Annotated in this window: 10 protein-coding genes; 6 read left to right on the top strand and 4 right to left on the bottom strand. The window is 60.4% G+C overall.

Annotated features, from left to right (window positions below; translation table 11 throughout):
• Positions 1-196: 196 nt before the first annotated feature.
• Together CFB17_RS18995 and CFB17_RS08795 are read left to right on the top strand one after the other, a co-directional pair.
• A complete protein-coding gene (locus CFB17_RS18995; RefSeq protein WP_133063871.1) occupies positions 197-802 on the top strand; it encodes a tyrosine-protein kinase family protein in 606 nt (201 codons plus the stop codon).
• Positions 803-898: 96 nt separating this feature from the next.
• Positions 899-1,792, top strand: a complete 894-nt coding sequence (locus CFB17_RS08795; protein WP_088561166.1) for an ExeA family protein — start codon at positions 899-901, stop codon at positions 1,790-1,792.
• 1,170 nt (positions 1,793-2,962) lie between these two features.
• On the opposite strand, the gene CFB17_RS08785 is transcribed toward CFB17_RS08795, so the two are convergent.
• The 4 genes from CFB17_RS08785 to CFB17_RS08765 all read right to left on the bottom strand — a co-directional run bounded on the left by CFB17_RS08785 (position 2,963) and on the right by CFB17_RS08765 (position 9,840).
• Positions 2,963-4,063 (bottom strand): ribonucleotide-diphosphate reductase subunit beta, encoded by a 1,101-nt coding sequence (locus CFB17_RS08785; protein ID WP_088561307.1) that lies wholly within the window; start codon positions 4,061-4,063, stop codon positions 2,963-2,965.
• Between the two features lie 23 nt (positions 4,064-4,086).
• On the bottom strand, positions 4,087-6,960 hold the full coding sequence (locus CFB17_RS08780) for a ribonucleoside-diphosphate reductase subunit alpha (RefSeq protein WP_088561164.1): 2,874 nt from the start codon (positions 6,958-6,960) through the stop codon (positions 4,087-4,089).
• A gap of 824 nt (positions 6,961-7,784) precedes the next feature.
• A complete protein-coding gene (locus CFB17_RS08770; RefSeq protein WP_088561162.1) occupies positions 7,785-9,164 on the bottom strand; it encodes a sensor histidine kinase in 1,380 nt (459 codons plus the stop codon).
• Complete coding sequence (locus CFB17_RS08765) at positions 9,157-9,840, bottom strand: response regulator transcription factor (protein WP_088561161.1); 684 nt, start codon at positions 9,838-9,840, stop codon at positions 9,157-9,159. The genes CFB17_RS08770 and CFB17_RS08765 overlap by 8 nt, the downstream gene beginning before the upstream one ends.
• 137 nt (positions 9,841-9,977) lie before the next feature.
• On the opposite strand from CFB17_RS08765, the gene CFB17_RS08760 reads away from it, so the two are divergent.
• The 4 genes from CFB17_RS08760 to CFB17_RS08745 all read left to right on the top strand — a co-directional run bounded on the left by CFB17_RS08760 (position 9,978) and on the right by CFB17_RS08745 (position 16,464).
• Positions 9,978-10,667: a response regulator gene (locus tag CFB17_RS08760; RefSeq protein WP_088561160.1), complete on the top strand. Its 690-nt coding sequence runs from the start codon at positions 9,978-9,980 to the stop codon at positions 10,665-10,667.
• An 82-nt stretch (positions 10,668-10,749) separates the two neighbouring features.
• Positions 10,750-12,207 (top strand): efflux transporter outer membrane subunit, encoded by a 1,458-nt coding sequence (locus tag CFB17_RS08755; protein ID WP_407642399.1) that lies wholly within the window; start codon positions 10,750-10,752, stop codon positions 12,205-12,207.
• 4 nt (positions 12,208-12,211) lie between these two features.
• Positions 12,212-13,369: an efflux RND transporter periplasmic adaptor subunit gene (locus CFB17_RS08750; protein WP_088561158.1), complete on the top strand. Its 1,158-nt coding sequence runs from the start codon at positions 12,212-12,214 to the stop codon at positions 13,367-13,369.
• On the top strand, positions 13,366-16,464 hold the full coding sequence (locus tag CFB17_RS08745; protein WP_088561157.1) for an efflux RND transporter permease subunit: 3,099 nt from the start codon (positions 13,366-13,368) through the stop codon (positions 16,462-16,464). The genes CFB17_RS08750 and CFB17_RS08745 overlap by 4 nt, the downstream gene beginning before the upstream one ends.
• Positions 16,465-17,156: the final 692 nt, after the last annotated feature.

Below are 17,156 nucleotides of genomic sequence, written 5' to 3'. Positions count from 1 at the left end.
GTCAAACGGGTGGGACTTCCTGCGGTCGCTTTTCTACGGCAGCCTCAACACCGCCACGCCGCCTCAAGGATCTTAAGGAAAAGATCCAAGCGACGCTCGACAAAGCACACGATCGCCGGGCGCAGGTGGGCCGCAGATTGGCGATCTCAGCACGATCGAGAAGGTCCTAGCTGCCCTCCAGGAAGGAATTGCTGCGGTGCAAGATAATCGCCACCCAGGCCTTCCGCCTGCTGCGCGCCCGGCTTCTCCAGCGCAACGATATTCTCAAGGGCCCCCTGATCGCCGTCACGAGTCCGTAACCAGGCGACGGGAAGAGCTTTGTCGCCTTGAACCTCGCGTCCGCGATCGCCAGGCAGATCACCGCAGCGCCATCCTGATCGACGCCGATATCCGCTCCTATCTGCCGCTTTCTCCCGCAGGCCAGACCTCCGATCTTCTGCAAGGAAGCAAGCCGCTGGCCCAGTGCCTGTTACGCACCGACCTGGACGATCTGCTCTCGATGCTGCAGAAGACCTCACACGCGCGTTCCTCGGAGTTCTTGAGCTCGAAGACGATGCAGGCACTCTCGCAAGTCCTAAGGCGGGCTTTCCTCGACCGGCTGGTCATCGACCTGCCGCCTTTGCTGCCAAGCGACGATGCCCTGGCCTTGCAGCGGATCGTGAATGGCGTACTCCTGGTCGCCCAGGAGGGAGGTACGACACAGGCCGACCTGAAGCAGGCGGCCGAACTGATCGATCGCGACAAATTCCTGGGCTGCATCATGAATAATGCCCGCTGGCAGGATCCGATCAGTTACTATTGACCAGGCCGCACGCCATCGGTGAAGACCGGAGCGGGATCGGTATTCATTGACAGCAGCCCGGGCCTTTCGGGGCTCTTTGGCCAAAAGTGAGGCGAGTTGTACGAATCCTTCTTCGGTTTTGCGCAAAAGCCCTTCTCGCTTTTGCCCAATCCTTATTTCCTCTACGGCAGCCGCACGCACCGCATCGCCATCAATCTCCTGCAATACGGGCTTGAGGAGCAGACGGGCTATGTCGTGCTCACCGGCGAGGTCGGCACCGGCAAGACGACCTTGCTGCGCGAGCTACTACACCGTTCCTATGGCAATCTCACGATCGGGCTCGTGACCAACACGCATCACTCCTTCGGCGAGTTGATGAAATGGATTCTCTCAGCCTATGACCTGCCGTTTCGCGACAAGGACCGGGTCGAGCAGCACCAGGCCCTTTTGGATTTTGTCATCGACCGCTATGCCGCCGGCAAACGGGTGATCCTCATCATCGACGAAGCGCAAAATCTGAGCGGCGAGGCGCTGGAGCAGCTTCGCATGCTCTCCAACATTAATTCCGAGAATGATCATCTGCTGCAGGTCATCATGGTGGGCCAGCCCGAGCTCCGCCAGATGCTGGCTTCGCCGACCCTTCGCCAGTTCGTGCAAAGGATCGCGGTCGACTATCACCTGGAGCCGCTGACGGTGGAGGAGGTCGAGGGCTATATCGCGCACCGGCTGAAGACCGCGGGCGGCGATCCCAACCTCTTCACTGCCGATGCCTGCCGGGCCGCGCATTTCTTCAGCGGCGGCATTCCGCGCCTGGTCAATGCCGTTTGCGACTATGCGCTGGTCTTCGCCTTCGCCGACGAGCGCCGGCAGATCGATATCGACACGGTCCTGGACGCAGCGGCCGAGCGCATGCAGGGTGGCCTTGGTTCCTTCACCCGCATTCCCGAGGGTATCACCCGGGCGCAACTGCGCCACGCCCTGGTGACCGGCGAGCCCTTGCCGACTGCCTAGGCGGCAAGGCCGGCCGACAGGATCCGCGCCTTGATCTCATGCCACTGGGCCAAGCTCGCGGGGTCGCTCGCATACATGTCGAAGGGCACCGTTTAACGGGTCGCGCACTGGGGCGGTCTGGCGGTTGTTCCAAAGGCTGTAACGCGCCAGCTGGAGGACGCGCGCCTCCTTGCCCGGAAGACAGACCCCCATGTTCACCGTCGAATCGATGGTCATGACGAGACACGCTGCTCGATGGCCTCGATCGTGTTGGCGGCGGTGACGATGAACTCGGGGTGCCCCACGCTCGGCCGGACGCAGCTTGATCATCAGCCAGGTCCGGCACGCCAGCGCTTCCTCGAAGCCCAGATCCAGAGCGGCGAAATCATCGATCTCGCCGCGCCATGCGAGATTGGTGTCGGTCGATACCTGCAGCGACAGGAAGACGAGATCTCCCGACGGCAGGGTCGCTGTAGCCCGGCTGCTGATAAGGCCGCCTTTCCAGGCCAGGACCCTGACTGCAGCTACTTGTTGATCATCGCCTCGCCCGCGGCCATGAGGAGTGGTAGACGAGCCGAGCGGCCTCAGGCGTCATATAGCCCCAGGCACCTCGTGGTTGCGCGCGTCATAGAGGGCGGGGAAGGCAGAGGGCCAAGATTGGCCGGTCTCGTCGAATAACGTAACGAAGGAACGACGACATTACGTACTGTCGCCAGTACAATAAGATCGCCGCAATTGATCTCGACAGCGTGCCTGCCATCTTCCGTCATCCGCAGAATGAGCATGTCTCCAGACATCGGGTCCCAGTCCTGGCCATGCCGCGGGGCAAGACCAGGACCATGCCGGCACCCGGCAGGGCATCGGTGACGGCCTCGATGATCCCCGGACATTCCTGATATAGCTGTCAATGGCGCCAGTCCTGGCCATGCAGTGCCTGGTGTCGGAGAGGAGCATCAGGTTCTCAAGCCCGATATTCCTTGGCATGCGGTGGGGCCACGCTCACCGTCACGCCTGCCGGTATCGGCAAGATAGATCTTGGCCTGCCCGGCCGGGGTCGCATAGGGCAGGGGATAAGCAAGCTCGATCCGGCAGATCGTCGCCCCCCATCGCCGATAGGCGCGCCGTCAATGGCGAAATCAAACAAATCGACCTTGGGCAGGGCAGAGATCGGCCATGGGGACGGCCGGCATCTCAATCCCAGCTCAAAGATCCGCCCGTCTGGTACTCGATGACACGCGTCTCGAAGAAGTTCTTCTCTTTCTTGAGATCCATCGTCTCCGACATCCAGGGAAAAGGATTCTCGGCCTCCGGAAAGAGGGGCTGCAGCCCCAACTGGGCGCAGCGACGATTGGCGATGACGTGCATGTACTGCTCGCAAAGCTCGGCGTTCAGCCCAAGAAAGCCGCGCGGCATCGTATCCCTCGCATAGGCGACCTCAAGCAGGGCCGCCTCCTCGAGCATGGTCCTGATCTCGGCCTCGAACGCCTCGGTCCAAAGGCCGGGATTCTCAAAACGTATCTGGTTGATGACGTCGATGCCGAAATTGAGATGGATGGATTCGTCCCGCAGGATGTATTGGTACTGCTCGGCGATGCCTACCATCTTGCCACGTCGGCCGAGCGAGAGGATCTGCGCAAAGCCCGTATAGAACCACATCCCCTCGAAGACGACGTAGAAGGCGATAAGGTCGCGCAGGAAGGCGCGATCCGTCTCGGGCGTGCCCGTCTTGAAATCCGGATCGGAAAGGCTCTGCGTGTATTTGAGCGCCCAGGCCGCCTTGTCGGTAATCGAGGGCACTTCCCGATACATGTTGAAGAGCTCGCCCTCGTCCAGGCCCAGGCTGTCGACGATGTATTGGAACGTATGGGTGTGGACCGCCTCCTCGAAGGCCTGGCGAAGCAGATATTGCCGGCATTCCGGGTTGGTGAGGTGGCGATAGATCGCAAGGACGATATTGTTGGCGACCAGCGATTCCGAAGCGGCGAAGAAGCCCAGATTGCGCTTCACCGAACGGCGCTCGTCGTCGCTCAGCCCCTCCTTCGACTGCCACAAGGCGATATCCGCCTGCATGGAGATCTCGGTCGGCATCCAGTGATTATTGCAGCCCGAGAGATATTTCTCCCAGGCCCAGCGATATTTGAGCGGCAAAAGCTGGTTCACGTCGGCGCGGCAATTGATCATCCGCTTCTGATCGACGGAGACTCTTGCTCCCTCGCGATCGATGGCGCCCAGGCCCGTGGCATCGCCAGCCTCGGGTGACAGACCGGCCTCGTTTGCAGCCCAATCCAGCATGGTCATTGAAAGAAATTCCGTTCTTACTGGCAGGCTTCACAGGTCGGATCGTCGATCGCGCAAAAGGAGGGCGCCTCGACGGCTGGAGCCTGTGGAAGCGAAGCCGGCTTCGCCGTCACGCCAGGTGCCGTGGGCTTCACCGCGTTGAGCTTGCCGTCCGTGCCCTTGAGGGTCGATTTCTCGACATGGGTCGCGCTCTGGGAGCGGAGATAATACGTGGTCTTCAGACCACGCGCCCAGGCGAGCTTGTAGATGGCATCCAGCTTCTTGCCCGAGGGTGCTGCCATATAGAGGTTCAAGGACTGCGCCTGGTCGAGCCATTTCTGACGCCTGGCGGCCGCTTCGATGAGCCAGGCGGGATCGATCTCGAAGGCCGTCGCATAAAGCGATTTCAGCTCCTGGGGCACGCGATCGATGAGGCCAAGGCTGCCATCATAATATTTAAGGTCGCTCACCATGACCTCGTCCCAGATCCCAAGCCCCTTCAGGTCGCGGACCAGATAGGGATTAACGACCGTGAAGTCGCCCGACATGTTGGCCTTGACGTAGAGGTTGCGATAAGCGGGCTCGATCGACTGCGAGACGCCGCAGATATTGGCGATCGTGGCGGTGGGGGCGATCGCCATGACGTTGGAGTTGCGCATGCCTTGCCGCACGCGGGCCCGCAGGCCGTCCCAGTCCAGCGTCGCGGACCGATCGAGGTCGAGGACGCCGCCCCTGGCCTCGGCCACCTTCTCGAGCGAATCGATGGGCAGGACGCCCTGGCTCCACAAGGAGCCGGCAAAGCTCGGGTAGCGGCCGCGCTCGGCCGCGAGTTCGGCCGAGGCCTCGATCGCCAGATAGCTGATCAGCTCCATGCTGGTATCGGCGAAGGCCACGGCTTCCTTCGAGGCCAGCGGCAGGCGGAGCTGATAGAGGGCATCCTGGAAGCCCATGAGGCCCAGGCCCACGGGACGATGGCGGAGATTGGAGCGCCTGGCTTCCGGGATGGTATAGAAATTAATGTCGATGACGTTGTCCAGCATGCGCATGGCCGTCTTCGTCGTCCGGGCCAGCCGCTCCCGATCCAGGCCATCCGGCCCGACATGGGCCGCAAGGTTGATCGAGCCCAGATTGCAGACCGCGACCTCGTCGTCGGAGGTATTGAGCGTGATCTCGGTGCAAAGATTGGAGGAATGGACGACACCGGCATGCTGCTGCGGCGAGCGCAGATTGCAGGGATCTTTGAAGGCGATCCAGGGATGCCCGGTCTCAAACAGCATGGTGAGCATGCGCCGCCAGAGATCGACCGCCTTCACCCGCCGCCAGACCTTGATCAGCCCCTGCTCGGCCTTGGCCTCATAGGCCTCGTAAGCCTTCTTGAAGGCCAGGCCATAAAGCTCGTGCAGATCGGGCGCCTCGTCGGGAGAGAAGAGCGTCCACTCCGCTCCGGCCTCGACGCGCTGCATGAAGAGATCCGGCACCCAGTTGGCCGTATTCATGTCATGCGTGCGGCGCCGGTCGTCGCCCGTGTTCTTGCGAAGATCGAGGAACGCCTCGATGTCGATATGCCATGTCTCGAGATAAGCGCAGACGGCACCCTTGCGCTTGCCGCCCTGATTGACGGCGATGGCCGTGTCGTTGGCGACCTTGAGGAAGGGGACAACACCCTGGCTCTCGCCATTCGTCCCCTTGATATGCGCGCCCAGGCCACGGACCCGCGTCCAGTCATTGCCGAGACCGCCCGCATATTTGGAGAGCAGCGCGTTGTCCTTGATGGCCTTGAAGATGCCATCCAGATCATCGGCCACGCTGGTCAGGAAGCAGGAGGAGAGCTGGGGCCTCATCGTGCCGGCATTGAAGAGGGTGGGCGTCGAGCACATGAAGTCCATCGAGGAAAGCAGCTCGTAGAATTCGATGGCGCTGGCTTCCCGGTCGATCTCCCGTATGGCAAGGCCCATGGCCACGCGCATGAAGAAGGCCTGCGGCAGCTCGATCCGCACGCCGCCCTCATGCAGGAAATAGCGGTCATAAAGAGTCTGGAGGCCCAGGAACTGGAAGTTCAGATCCCGTTCGGGGCGAAGCGCCGCTGCGAGCCTGCCAAGGTCGAAGCGGGCAAGCTCGGGGTCGAGCAGCCCGGCCTTGATGCCGCACCGGACATAGAGGGGGAAATAGGCACCATAGCCCTCCGCCATCTCTGCCTGCGTCGCCTGGATCGGCCTGCCATGCACATGGCTCAGGGCCTCGCTGCGCAGGAGGTCCAAAAGCAGACGGGCACTGGCGAAGGCATAATGGGGCTCGGTCTCGATCAGCGTGCGCGCCGCCAGGATGGGCGCTGTCGCCAGCTCCTTGCGGGAAATGCCGTCATAGAGATTGCGCCGCGTCTCCTGCAAGATCGCCTCGGCGCTGACGCCCTGCAGCCCCGCCGACGCCTCGGCCACGAGGATTTCGAGCCTGGCCTCGTCCAAGGGAACGAGCGTGCCGTCCATTTCCTTCACATTGAGGGCCCGGCGATCGGGACGCGGGGTTGCCGCCTCGGCCGCACGTGCCGCCGCCCGTTTCTCGCGGTAGAGCACATAGGCGCGCGCCACTTTGTGATGGCCCTCGCGCATCAAGGCCAGCTCGACCTGGTCCTGAATTTCCTCGATATGGCAGGTGCGACCGAGATCGACGCGGCGACGCAGCGCTTCCGCCACCTGCAGGGTCAGTTCCGTGGTCACGTCCTGAACCCGCGAGGAGCCGGCAGCCCCACTACCCTCGACGGCCAGGAAGGCCTTCTTCAACGCCGCCTGGATCTTGCCGGCATCAAACGCGGTAACGCTGCCATCGCGACGGATCACATTAAAGCGGGCCGCGCCATCGATCCCATCGTCGCCCCGGCCATCGGGCCGCGTCTTCAGCGCAAGATCCAGCGACATGTTTTCAACTCCAGGTTGATATCCGTGTGGCCGAAAAATCGCTGGCATGCTTCGCCCAGCCCATCGCCACGCCGTCCATCGGTGTCATTCAACGCATCGTCACCGGCTCCGCCCTGTGCTCAGAGAGAGCCGCTGAAGAGACTATATATGGTGTCTCTACCGATCGCTTCGGCAACATTTAGTGACGGACTCGGCCTGTTCTGTCAACATGAGTCGGCGCCCGGGACCAAAGCCGCTTCGGGTGGCTTTGGTATCTGTTTTATAAGAATATATGCCTCAATGCGGCTATGGGAAGCAGGCTTTCGGCCGGAAGGCGCCGAGATCCAGGTCATCGATATTTTCCTTTGGCTCGCAAAGCGAATGTCGTCGAACACTAAGCTGGAGCCGCAAGCATCGGGACTGTATCGCTAGATGGGGTCGCGGGCGCTGCGTGAAGGATTCATCTTTGAGGACGCCAATCACAACGTGATAAGGGAGGTCGTCCGGATTAACTGGACCGTGATCAGCGACGAGCAGCGCGATCGAGGACAGGAGTTGTTGCGCAAGATTAAGGCTAGCGAAAGTCGGCGATGCGCGAACCTTAAGGCTTTGACGGGATCCGTGTGATAACGTCCCCAAAGCCCGTGTAGAGGGGGCGCTTTGATGGCCTGGCCATACTCGACGTCAAGGCTGCACACGAATCATTGGCTCTTAACGGCCAATGCCGGCATCATCTATTTAAGCAACGACTAAGAACATAGTTAGTGATTAGATAGCGACTACGTAGTCACCGGCAAAGCAACAGATCGCCATGATTTGCGCGGCTGTGGTTTCTGGTCGGCTGGTCATTTGGCGTCAACGGCAAGGACCGGTGTGCTTTGCCACTGGAATGTAAGGGCGATCGAGCACCCATTCTCAACATCGCCGATGGTCAGCTTCATGCCGTGAAGCTTGGCGACGACAGCTACGAGGCTGAGCCCCAGTCCGTTGCCCTCTACCGTCCGACTGGGCTCGGTCCGATGGAAGCGGGCAAGGACCGCCACGCGCTCCTCAGGCGGAATGCCAGGGCCGGTGTCTATGACCTCGATGCCGCACTCTTGCTCCGTCGCCAAAACTTTAAGGCATACCTCGCCACCGCTGGGCGTGAATTTTAAACTATTATCGACGAGATTTCCGATAGCTTCGAAGAGCAGGCTCGCATCGCCTTCGATCATTGGGCCTTCGGCACTCGGACGAGTGTAAGTGAAGGCGATGCCTTTTTCTTCGGCCATCGGATCGTAGAACTCGAAGACGTCTTCGGCGATCTGACCGATATTCACGGTAATAAAGCCCGCCTTACGGCGAAGGTGCTCGACTTCCGCAATGCGCAAGAGAGCATTGAACGTCCGAAGAATGCTATGCACTTCGCCGATGGCCTCGTCGATGGCAAACGCATAATCTTCGCGCCCAGGATCCCGTCGCCGGACGCGTTCCAGTCCGGCGAGAAGGCGGCTGAGCGGAGTCCGAAGGTCGTGGGCGATGTTATCGCCGGCGCCTTTGACCTCCAGCATGAGACGCTCGATATGGTCCAGCATGGCATTCACACCGGCAGCGATCCGGCCGATGTCCCCGGAATTTCGGGCCAGCGGCAGCCGAGCCTGCAGGTCGCCATGGATGATCCTGTCAATTGCGACATTGACGGCCGTGAGGCGCCGCGAGGCGTCCAGACCGACAAGCGCCGCGCCCGCAAGGCCTAGAACGGCGGTGACGATGCCGCCGAAATAGACGGCCCGCGCCAACCGCTCGTCGAACTCGCTGAGTTCGTGAAGGTTTCGACCGACGATCACGAGATAACCAGACGCGGCGCGATGGGCGATGCCGCGGATACGAAGGTGCTTCCCATCCGCCATGGCCGACATATTGACGGGTTGATCCAGCGTCTCCAGAGGCTGCGGTAGCGTCGCCTTGAAGCCCGCGACCTGGTGCCCCGTCGGATCGTAGAGCATGAACATGTGATCGGTTTCGATATTGCGCGCGGAATAGCTCTGCAGCAGGCCGGCCAGTGCGTTGGGCTCGATCTGGGCAAGACGACTCGCCTCACGGAATAGCCAGCTGTCGATCTGGTGAACGAGATAGTCCTGGGTCTGCCAATAGAAGAAGCTGGACAGTCCCAAGGCGATCGCGCCGAAGATAAGGAGGGCAAGCAGGAGCAGCCTGAAGCCGGTACGCCGGACGAGATCACGCATCGTCGTCGAGTAGGTAGCCTATCCCCCTGACCGTCTTGATTATAGTGGGCAATCCCTCGGCGTCGACCTTGCGGCGCAACCGGCTGATATGGACGTCTAGCACGTTGGATGCCTTGTCATAATGATAGTGCCAAATCTCCTCAAACAGCATGGCACGGGTCACGATCTGCCCTCGATGCCGGATCAGATACTCGAGAATACGATACTCGCGGGGTAAAAGCTCGATCAGCGTGCCGTCGCGCCTGACACCGTGCGTGAGGAGATTCACCTCGAGCGAACCCACCCTAAGCGTCGTGGTCTGTTCGGGCAGATGACGCGGCCGCATCAGCGCGTTCAGCCGTGCCACGAGTTCCAGCGCCTCGAAAGGCTTGACCAGATAATCGTCGCCGCCGCTCTTGAGACCGCGGATGCGCTCGTCGACCGCCGAGAGCGCGCTCAAAATCAAGACAGGCGTGTGGATGTCGGCGGCGCGGAGAGTTGCCAGAACGGTCAGCCCATCCAACCTGCCAGGTAGCATGCGATCGAGGACGATGGCACCATACGTCTCGCTCGTGGCCTTGCGCAGGGCCTCGGCACCCGTTGTGATCGCATCGGTTTCGTAGCCGTAATCGTTCAAAGCGGCCGTGATCTGGTCAGCGTTCTTGGGGTCGTCTTCAACAACTAATATCCGCGCCATAGGAGCCCCGGTGGCTGCTCAGCCCTGTTTTGAAAGAATGATTTGTCCGGGCAATCTTTTGCCGATCTTGTAGGATGGAAGCGATCCAGTCCTTCTCATCAACATTAATTCCTCTTTATTTCAGGTGAGGTTAGGGCATGCGCATCCTGATCGTCGAAGACGACGATGGTACGGCGCGCCATCTGCAGCGCGGGCTTGTCGAAAGCGGTCATGTCGTGGACCGGACCGCGGACGGCGAGAGCGGCCTGGGGATGGCGTTGGAGGGTATATATGACCTCTTGATCGTCGATCGCCTCGTACCGGCGTTGAACGGAGTGGACCTGATCAAGGCGTTTCGCCAGACGGACGCCGTGACGCCGGTATTGATGTTGAGCGCAATTGCCGGCATGCGCGACCGCGTCTCCGGCCTGGTTGCCGGTGCCGATGATTATTTAGGTAAACCCTTTTCTTTTGGTGAACTCCTGGCCCGGATCGAAGCCCTCGCCAGGCGCGCCGATCAGACGCGTCGTCGCTCCATTTTGGAAGTAGCCGATCTGCGTGTCGACACGTCCCTTCGTCGTGCCTGGCGTGGCGATGTCGAGATCTTGCTGCGACACCGCGAATTCCTTCTCCTTGAAAAACTCTTGCGGCATGCCGGTCAGATAGTGACGCGTGCCATGTTGCTGGAAGCAGGCTGGCCCTACGATTTCGAGCCCCGCGGCAATATCGTCGATATGCACATTCATCGTTTGCGGCAGAAGATCGACAAGTATTGGACACCGCTCATTCGTACGATACCTGGCGCGGGCTACATCATCTTGACCGATGATGAGCCAGAAGAACTGTAAACCTATCTTCATGATGGCGCGAAATTTCTGCCAGTGGGACTGTGACATCGTAACGGCTCCAAAGGCATTTTCGATAAGCCGGATGCTTCCAGTGCCAATTGTTCGTCGAGTAAGCGTCTTGGCAATGGCCGCCCTGATGACCGGATGTTCGCTCGTGCCCACCTATCAGCGACCGGCCGCGCCCCTAGCCCTGGATTGGGCCACGCCGCAAACAGCTGGTGCTTCGCGTCCGGTCGCTGTCGCGGATCGGTGGTGGACTACCTTCAACAGCCCCGAGTTGACGCGCCTGGAGGATGGCGCGCTCACCGGAAACTTCGACCTGCAGGCGGCCGTGGCGCGGTTGCGCGAAGCCGAGGCGACGGCGACGATCGCCGGAGCCGCCCTCTACCCATCGGTCGACCTTGCCATCACTTCAGAGCGCAAGACCTCATTGCAGGTACAGCTCAACAATAGCGCCGTCCTGGAGCCGACCTACGAAGCCGATCTCTGGGGCAAGAACCGAGCGACCGCGGATTCCGCTACGGCTTTGGCGCATGCGACGCAGTTCGACGCGCAGACCGCGGCGCTGACGCTCACGGGCGCCGTCGCCAACACCTATATCAACGCCTTGTCGCTGCAGGCGCGGGTCAAGCTGGCACAGACGATCGCCAACGATGCCGCGCAGATCCTAAAGTTGATCCAGGCACAGTCATCGTTGGGTGCCGCCTCACAGCTTGAGGTCGAGCAGCAGCGTAACGCCGTCGCCACCTTCGATGCCGCCGTCGTTACATTGCAGCAGCAGTTTGAGCAGAGCCTGCACAGCCTGGCGGTCCTGGTGGGCGTGTCACCATCGGGTTTCAAACTCGGCGCCAATAATTTGGATGGCCTCGAGGTGCCGACGGTGGCCTCATCGAAGCCCAGCGACGTCATCGTCCAGCGGCCCGATATAAGAGCCGCCGAGGCGCGCCTTATAAGTGCGAACTTCGATATCGGCGCCGCGCGTGCTGCCCTCCTCCCAGACATCTCGATCACCGCGACGTTCGGGCTGACCAACCAGAACCACGGCAAGATTTTAGGACCGCTGGCTCTGCCGGATCTCATGACCAGTCTGTTGCAACCCGTCTTCGCCGGCGGAGCTCTGCGCGGTCAGCTGAATCTCGACCGGGCGCACGCGGAGGAGCTTATCGCCACTTACCGGCAAAGCATTGAGCTGGCCTATCAAGATGTCGAGGATGCTCTTTCGGCGGCGGCCCGTCTCGAGGCGCTGGGTCGTATTGATGGCGTTGCCGTCGACTCGGCCAGGCGGGCTTCCAGCCTGGCCGACGCGCAGTACCGCCTCGGGGCCACGGATTTTCTGACTTTCCTTACGACCGAGCGCACGCTCTATCAGGCCGAGGATGCGCTCCTCCAGGTTCGCGCCCTTCGACTTCAAGCCGCGGTCGCCCTGTTTCAGGCTTTCGGCGGCGGCATCGATACCAATGCGGCGCTCCAACAAACGATGACCGCGCCGATCCCCGCCGATCCGCTGGCCTTGACGCGTCAGAACCCATCCAGTGAGTGAGACGATGCCTCCTACATTTCGGCGACGGGCGCTCCGGCTTTCGATCGTGGTGCTGCTCATCGGCGCCGCCGCGGCCTATGGAGTCTGGCACGATCGAAGTCAGGCCAAGCCCACACCGCCGCCGGCAGCATCCTATCCGGTTACAATAGCTGCCGTGACGAAGAAGGACCTGCCAATCTGGCTTTCGGCGATAGGCTCCGTCCAGCCCTTCAAGGTCGTCGACGTCAAGGTCCGCGTCGATGGGCAATTGACCCGGGTGACCTTTACCGAAGGCCAGGATGTTCACCAAGGTGACCAGCTTGCCGAGGTGGACCCTCGGCCCTACGAGGCGCAACTGGCCCAGGCGGAGGCCAACCTCGCGCGAGACAAGGCGCAGGCGACAAACGCTCAAGTCGACTTAACCCGCGCCTCGAAGCTGGCGAAAATCGGCGCTGCGGCGTCCCAGAACGTCGACACCTTGCTGGCGCAGGTTGCCTCGACGACGGCTACGGTGAAGGCCGACCAGGCGGCCGTCGACATCGCCAAGCTCAATCTGAGCTACACCAACATTACCTCGCCGATCGACGGCCGGACCGGCATGCGTGAGGTCGACGCAGGATCCATCCTCCACGCGAGCGATCTCACGGGCCTTGTTAAGGTCACGCAATTGTCGCCGATATCCGTCGAGTTCGCGCTCTCGCAGGACGACTTGCCGGCAATCATGCAGGCTTTCCAGGCCGGCGATGTGTCCGTCGCGATCGATACCCGTGATGGCACCCAGCATCTAGCCGACGGCAAGCTCGTCTTCATCGACAGTCAGGTGCAAGCAGCCAGCGGTCAGATCATCCTCAAAGCCTCGTTCGCCAATGCCGACCGCTCGCTCTGGCCCGGCGAGTTCGTCACGGCCAGGCTTCTGGTCAAAACTGACATACAGGCGACCGTCGTTCCCTCCCAGGCAGTTCAGCGCGGCCAGCAGGCGAATTTCGTCTACGTCGTTAAGAGCGACAACACCATCGAGGCGCGCAAGGTCGAGACGGCTCACAGCGTCGACGGCTATACGGAGGTAAGTGGTGTGACCCCGCAGGAATTGGTCGTCCTCACCGGACATCCACGCCTGAAGCCGGGCGTCAAGGTGGAACCCATCACGGCCGATGGGACCACGCGGACAGCACCCCAGTCATGAGCATATCCGGTCTCTTTATCCGTCGCCCTGTCGGGACGATTCTTCTGGCCATCGGCCTCGTGCTGGTTGGAGGTATCGCCTACATGGGGCTGCCGGTGGCACCTTTGCCTCAGGTGGACTTTCCGACGATCCAGGTACAAGCGAAGCTTCCAGGCGCCAGCGCGGAGACGATGGCGTCCTCGGTAGCGACGCCGTTGGAGCGATCACTCTCCAACATTCCAGGCGTCACGCAGATGACGTCGCAGAGTTCGCTCGGGACGACGCAGATAACGCTGCAATTCGATCTGGCAAAAGATATCGATGCCGCGGCTCAAGACGTGCAGACGGCGATTAGCCAGGCCAGCGGCAACTTGCCCAAGAACCTGCCCAATCCGCCCACCTATCACAAGGTCAATCCGGCTGACGCTACCATCCTCTCTCTAGCCCTCACGTCAGACACGCTGCCGCTCACCGAGCTCGATCGCTATGCTGAGGACTTCATCGCACAGCAAATCTCCCAGATGCAGGGGGTCGGACTGGTCGACTATCATGGCCAGCTTCGTCCGTCCGTGCGGATCCAGCTCGATCCCGACAAGGTCGCGGGCTTCGGACTGACGATGGACGATGTACGCTCCATCATCGCCGCGCAGACGGTTGATGCTCCCAAGGGGAGCTTGAACGGACCGCATCAGGCGACGACGATCAACGCGACCGACCAGATCATGTCGGCCGACGGTTACAATGACCTGGTCGTGGCTTACCGCAATGGCGTGCCGATCAAGCTGAGCGACCTGGGCTCGGTTGCGGATGCGCCGGAAGACATCCGTCAGGCAGCCTGGATTGACGGCAAGCGCGCCATCATCCTCGACGTGCACAAGCAAACCGGCTTCAACGTGATCGACACGATCGCCAACATCAAAGCGAGCCTGCCGATGTTGACGGCCTCGTTGCCGGCATCGGCCCAGCTCCATGTCGTTGGCGATCGCACGCAGACCATTCAGGCCTCTGTCGACGACGTCAAGCTGACCATGCTGATCACGATCGCCCTGGTTGTCATGGTCATCTTTCTCTTCCTGCGGAACATCTGGGCGACCGTCATCCCGAGCCTAACGATCCCGCTCTCGCTGGTCGGCACTTTTGGCGTCATGTACCTGCTGGGATACAGCCTCGATAACCTTTCACTCATGGGCTTGACGATCGCGGTGGGTTTCGTCGTCGACGACGCGATCGTCGTCATTGAAAACGTCGTGCGCAACATGGAAGAGGGGCGTCCACGGTTGGAAGCCGCGATCGAGGGTGCGCGCGAGGTGGGGTTCACGATCGTATCGATGACCATCTCGCTGATTGCCGTCTTCATACCGATCTTGATGATGGGCGGGATGATCGGGCGGCTCTTTCGTGAATTTGCCGTAACTGTCAGCGCTGCCATCGTTGTCTCGGCGATCGTCTCGTTGACCGTGACACCAGCCCTTTGTGGCCTTTTGCTACGCCACGAGCATGGCCGCCAGCAAGGCCGACTTTATCAGTGGGTCGAAGCTGGCTTCGATGCGATACTGGCTCTCTATCGGGTCAGCCTCGACTGGGTGCTCGGCCAGCGCGCGCTGACGCTGCTGGTGGCAGTCGGAGTGCTGGGACTGACGGGTTGGCTCTACGTAATCTCGCCCAAGGGCTTTTTCCCCGAAGTCGATACCGGTCAGATATTGGGCTCGGTGCAGGCGCCCCCCGACATCTCCTTTGATGCGATGTCCGCTCGTGTCCAATCCTTGGGCGATATCGTCGCCAAGGATCCCGACGTCGCGAATGTCTATTACTGGATCGGCCCGAACCCCACCGTTAGCCAGGGACGCATGCTGATCAACCTCAAGCCGTTTGCCGAGAGGCACGTGACGGCTAATCAGGTCATGGCACGGATTCGCAAGAACGTCGCGAAGGTCGTCGGCATAGCACTCTACATGCAGGTGCCACAGGATGTGCGGGTCGGTGGGCGGATATCGGCAGCGCAGTATCAATATACCCTACAGGACGCCGACATCGCCGAGCTGACCAAATGGTCGGACATCCTTTTGCAAAAACTCTCAAGCTTACCGCAATTGCGCGACGTCAGTTCAGACGCACAGGCATCGGCTAAGAGCGTCACTCTTCAGATTGATCGTAAGACGGCATCGCGTTTAGGTATTTCAGCTCAGCAGATCGACGACACGCTCTACGACGCGTTTGGGCAGCGACAGGTCGCCACGCTGTTTACGCAGCTCAATCAGTATCATGTCGTCCTCGAGGTCGATTCACGCTTCCAGCTCTCGACGGCTTCGCTCGGACATCTCTACGTCCGCTCGACAACGACCAACAGTCTCGTTCCACTCAGCATGCTGGTGAAGGTCGAGGAAGATGTGGCCCCTATCACCATCAATCACCAAGGCATGTTTCCTTCGATCACGCTCTCGTTCAACTTGGCTCCCGGCATTGCCCTTGGCGATGCCGTTGCCCTCGTCGACAAGGCGGCGATCGATGCCGGCAAGCCGGATACGGTGACGGCCACCTTCCAGGGAGCGGCACAGGCCTTCCAGGACTCGCTCCACACTGAACCATATCTCATTCTGGCGGCGGTCGTTGCCGTCTACATCGTCCTGGGCGTCCTCTACGAAAGCGCCATCCATCCGCTGACGATCATCTCGACATTGCCCTCTGCCGGTCTCGGCGCGTTGCTGGCCCTGCAATTGTTGGGACAGGATCTCTCGATCATGGGAATGATTGGCATCATTCTTCTGATCGGCATCGTCAAGAAGAACGCCATCATGATGATTGATTTCGCGCTGGCGGCGGAGCGCGAGCAGGGATTGTCTTCCTTCGACGCCATCCGGCAGGGCTGCCTCCTGCGCTTTCGACCGATCATGATGACAACCATGGCCGCGCTTCTTGGCGCATTGCCGCTCGCCCTGGGCACTGGTGCTGGCGCAGAGCTTCGTTCGCCCATTGGCATTTCGATCGTTGGCGGCTTAATCGTTTCTCAAGTCTTGACGCTGTACACCACTCCAGTGATTTTCTTATTTTTCGCGTCGCTAACAAGAAGAAGGTTTATGGCAAGGCAAACAACGGCCGTGTTGACAGCTCAAAATTAAGGTTTGACCCATTCGAATAAATTATAATAATTCAGAACGGAAGAAATAATAATATTCACAATTAATGTATCGTTTGAATGAAAATGTGAGCGCATCGGGTACCCGAGCTTTATCGCAAGCGTAAATTTCGGGCCAAGAGGTAGGTCAAAAATGATATGAGTCCTTGGACTCATCGCTGTCATTCCCATCATCTACCCCGCAGGCTGCTCTGATTACCGGGTATACAATTTCAGCAAATAAGTTATATGTCATAATATGTCTTATGCACGTAAGGTTAATAATAGCCGTCACCTTACCAGCGCCTGCCCGCTGTGCAGCGACGCCACGGCTTTCCTAGCCACCTTTCTGTCGGTAGCTAGCGCTTGGGCGTTCGAGGACGGACCGTATCCCGTCGCCGGAGAACCGGCTCGGCAACCTACCCACACGAAAGGTCGGATGAGATCCTACAACGGGCGATGATCGCCGTGGCACTCGCCTGCGAGCCCGCCATTCGCCTGGCGGACGAGCCGACGATGTGCCGGTTCAGATCCGAATCCCAGTCCTGGTTTTCATGCACGAACTGCAGCGGCGGCGCGACCTGGCCGTCGACCAGCGTCGCCTGATTTGTACCGCTGCGAGACTGAAGAACAGCGCCTTGACACGCCGAAAACGCCTTTATATCGTTTGACTACAAACAAATAATTTGTACGCAT

The organism is Arboricoccus pini (assembly GCF_900187945.1).
Lineage (GTDB): Bacteria > Pseudomonadota > Alphaproteobacteria > Geminicoccales > Geminicoccaceae > Arboricoccus > Arboricoccus pini.
This window is presented reverse-complemented; position numbering and strand designations above follow the sequence as displayed.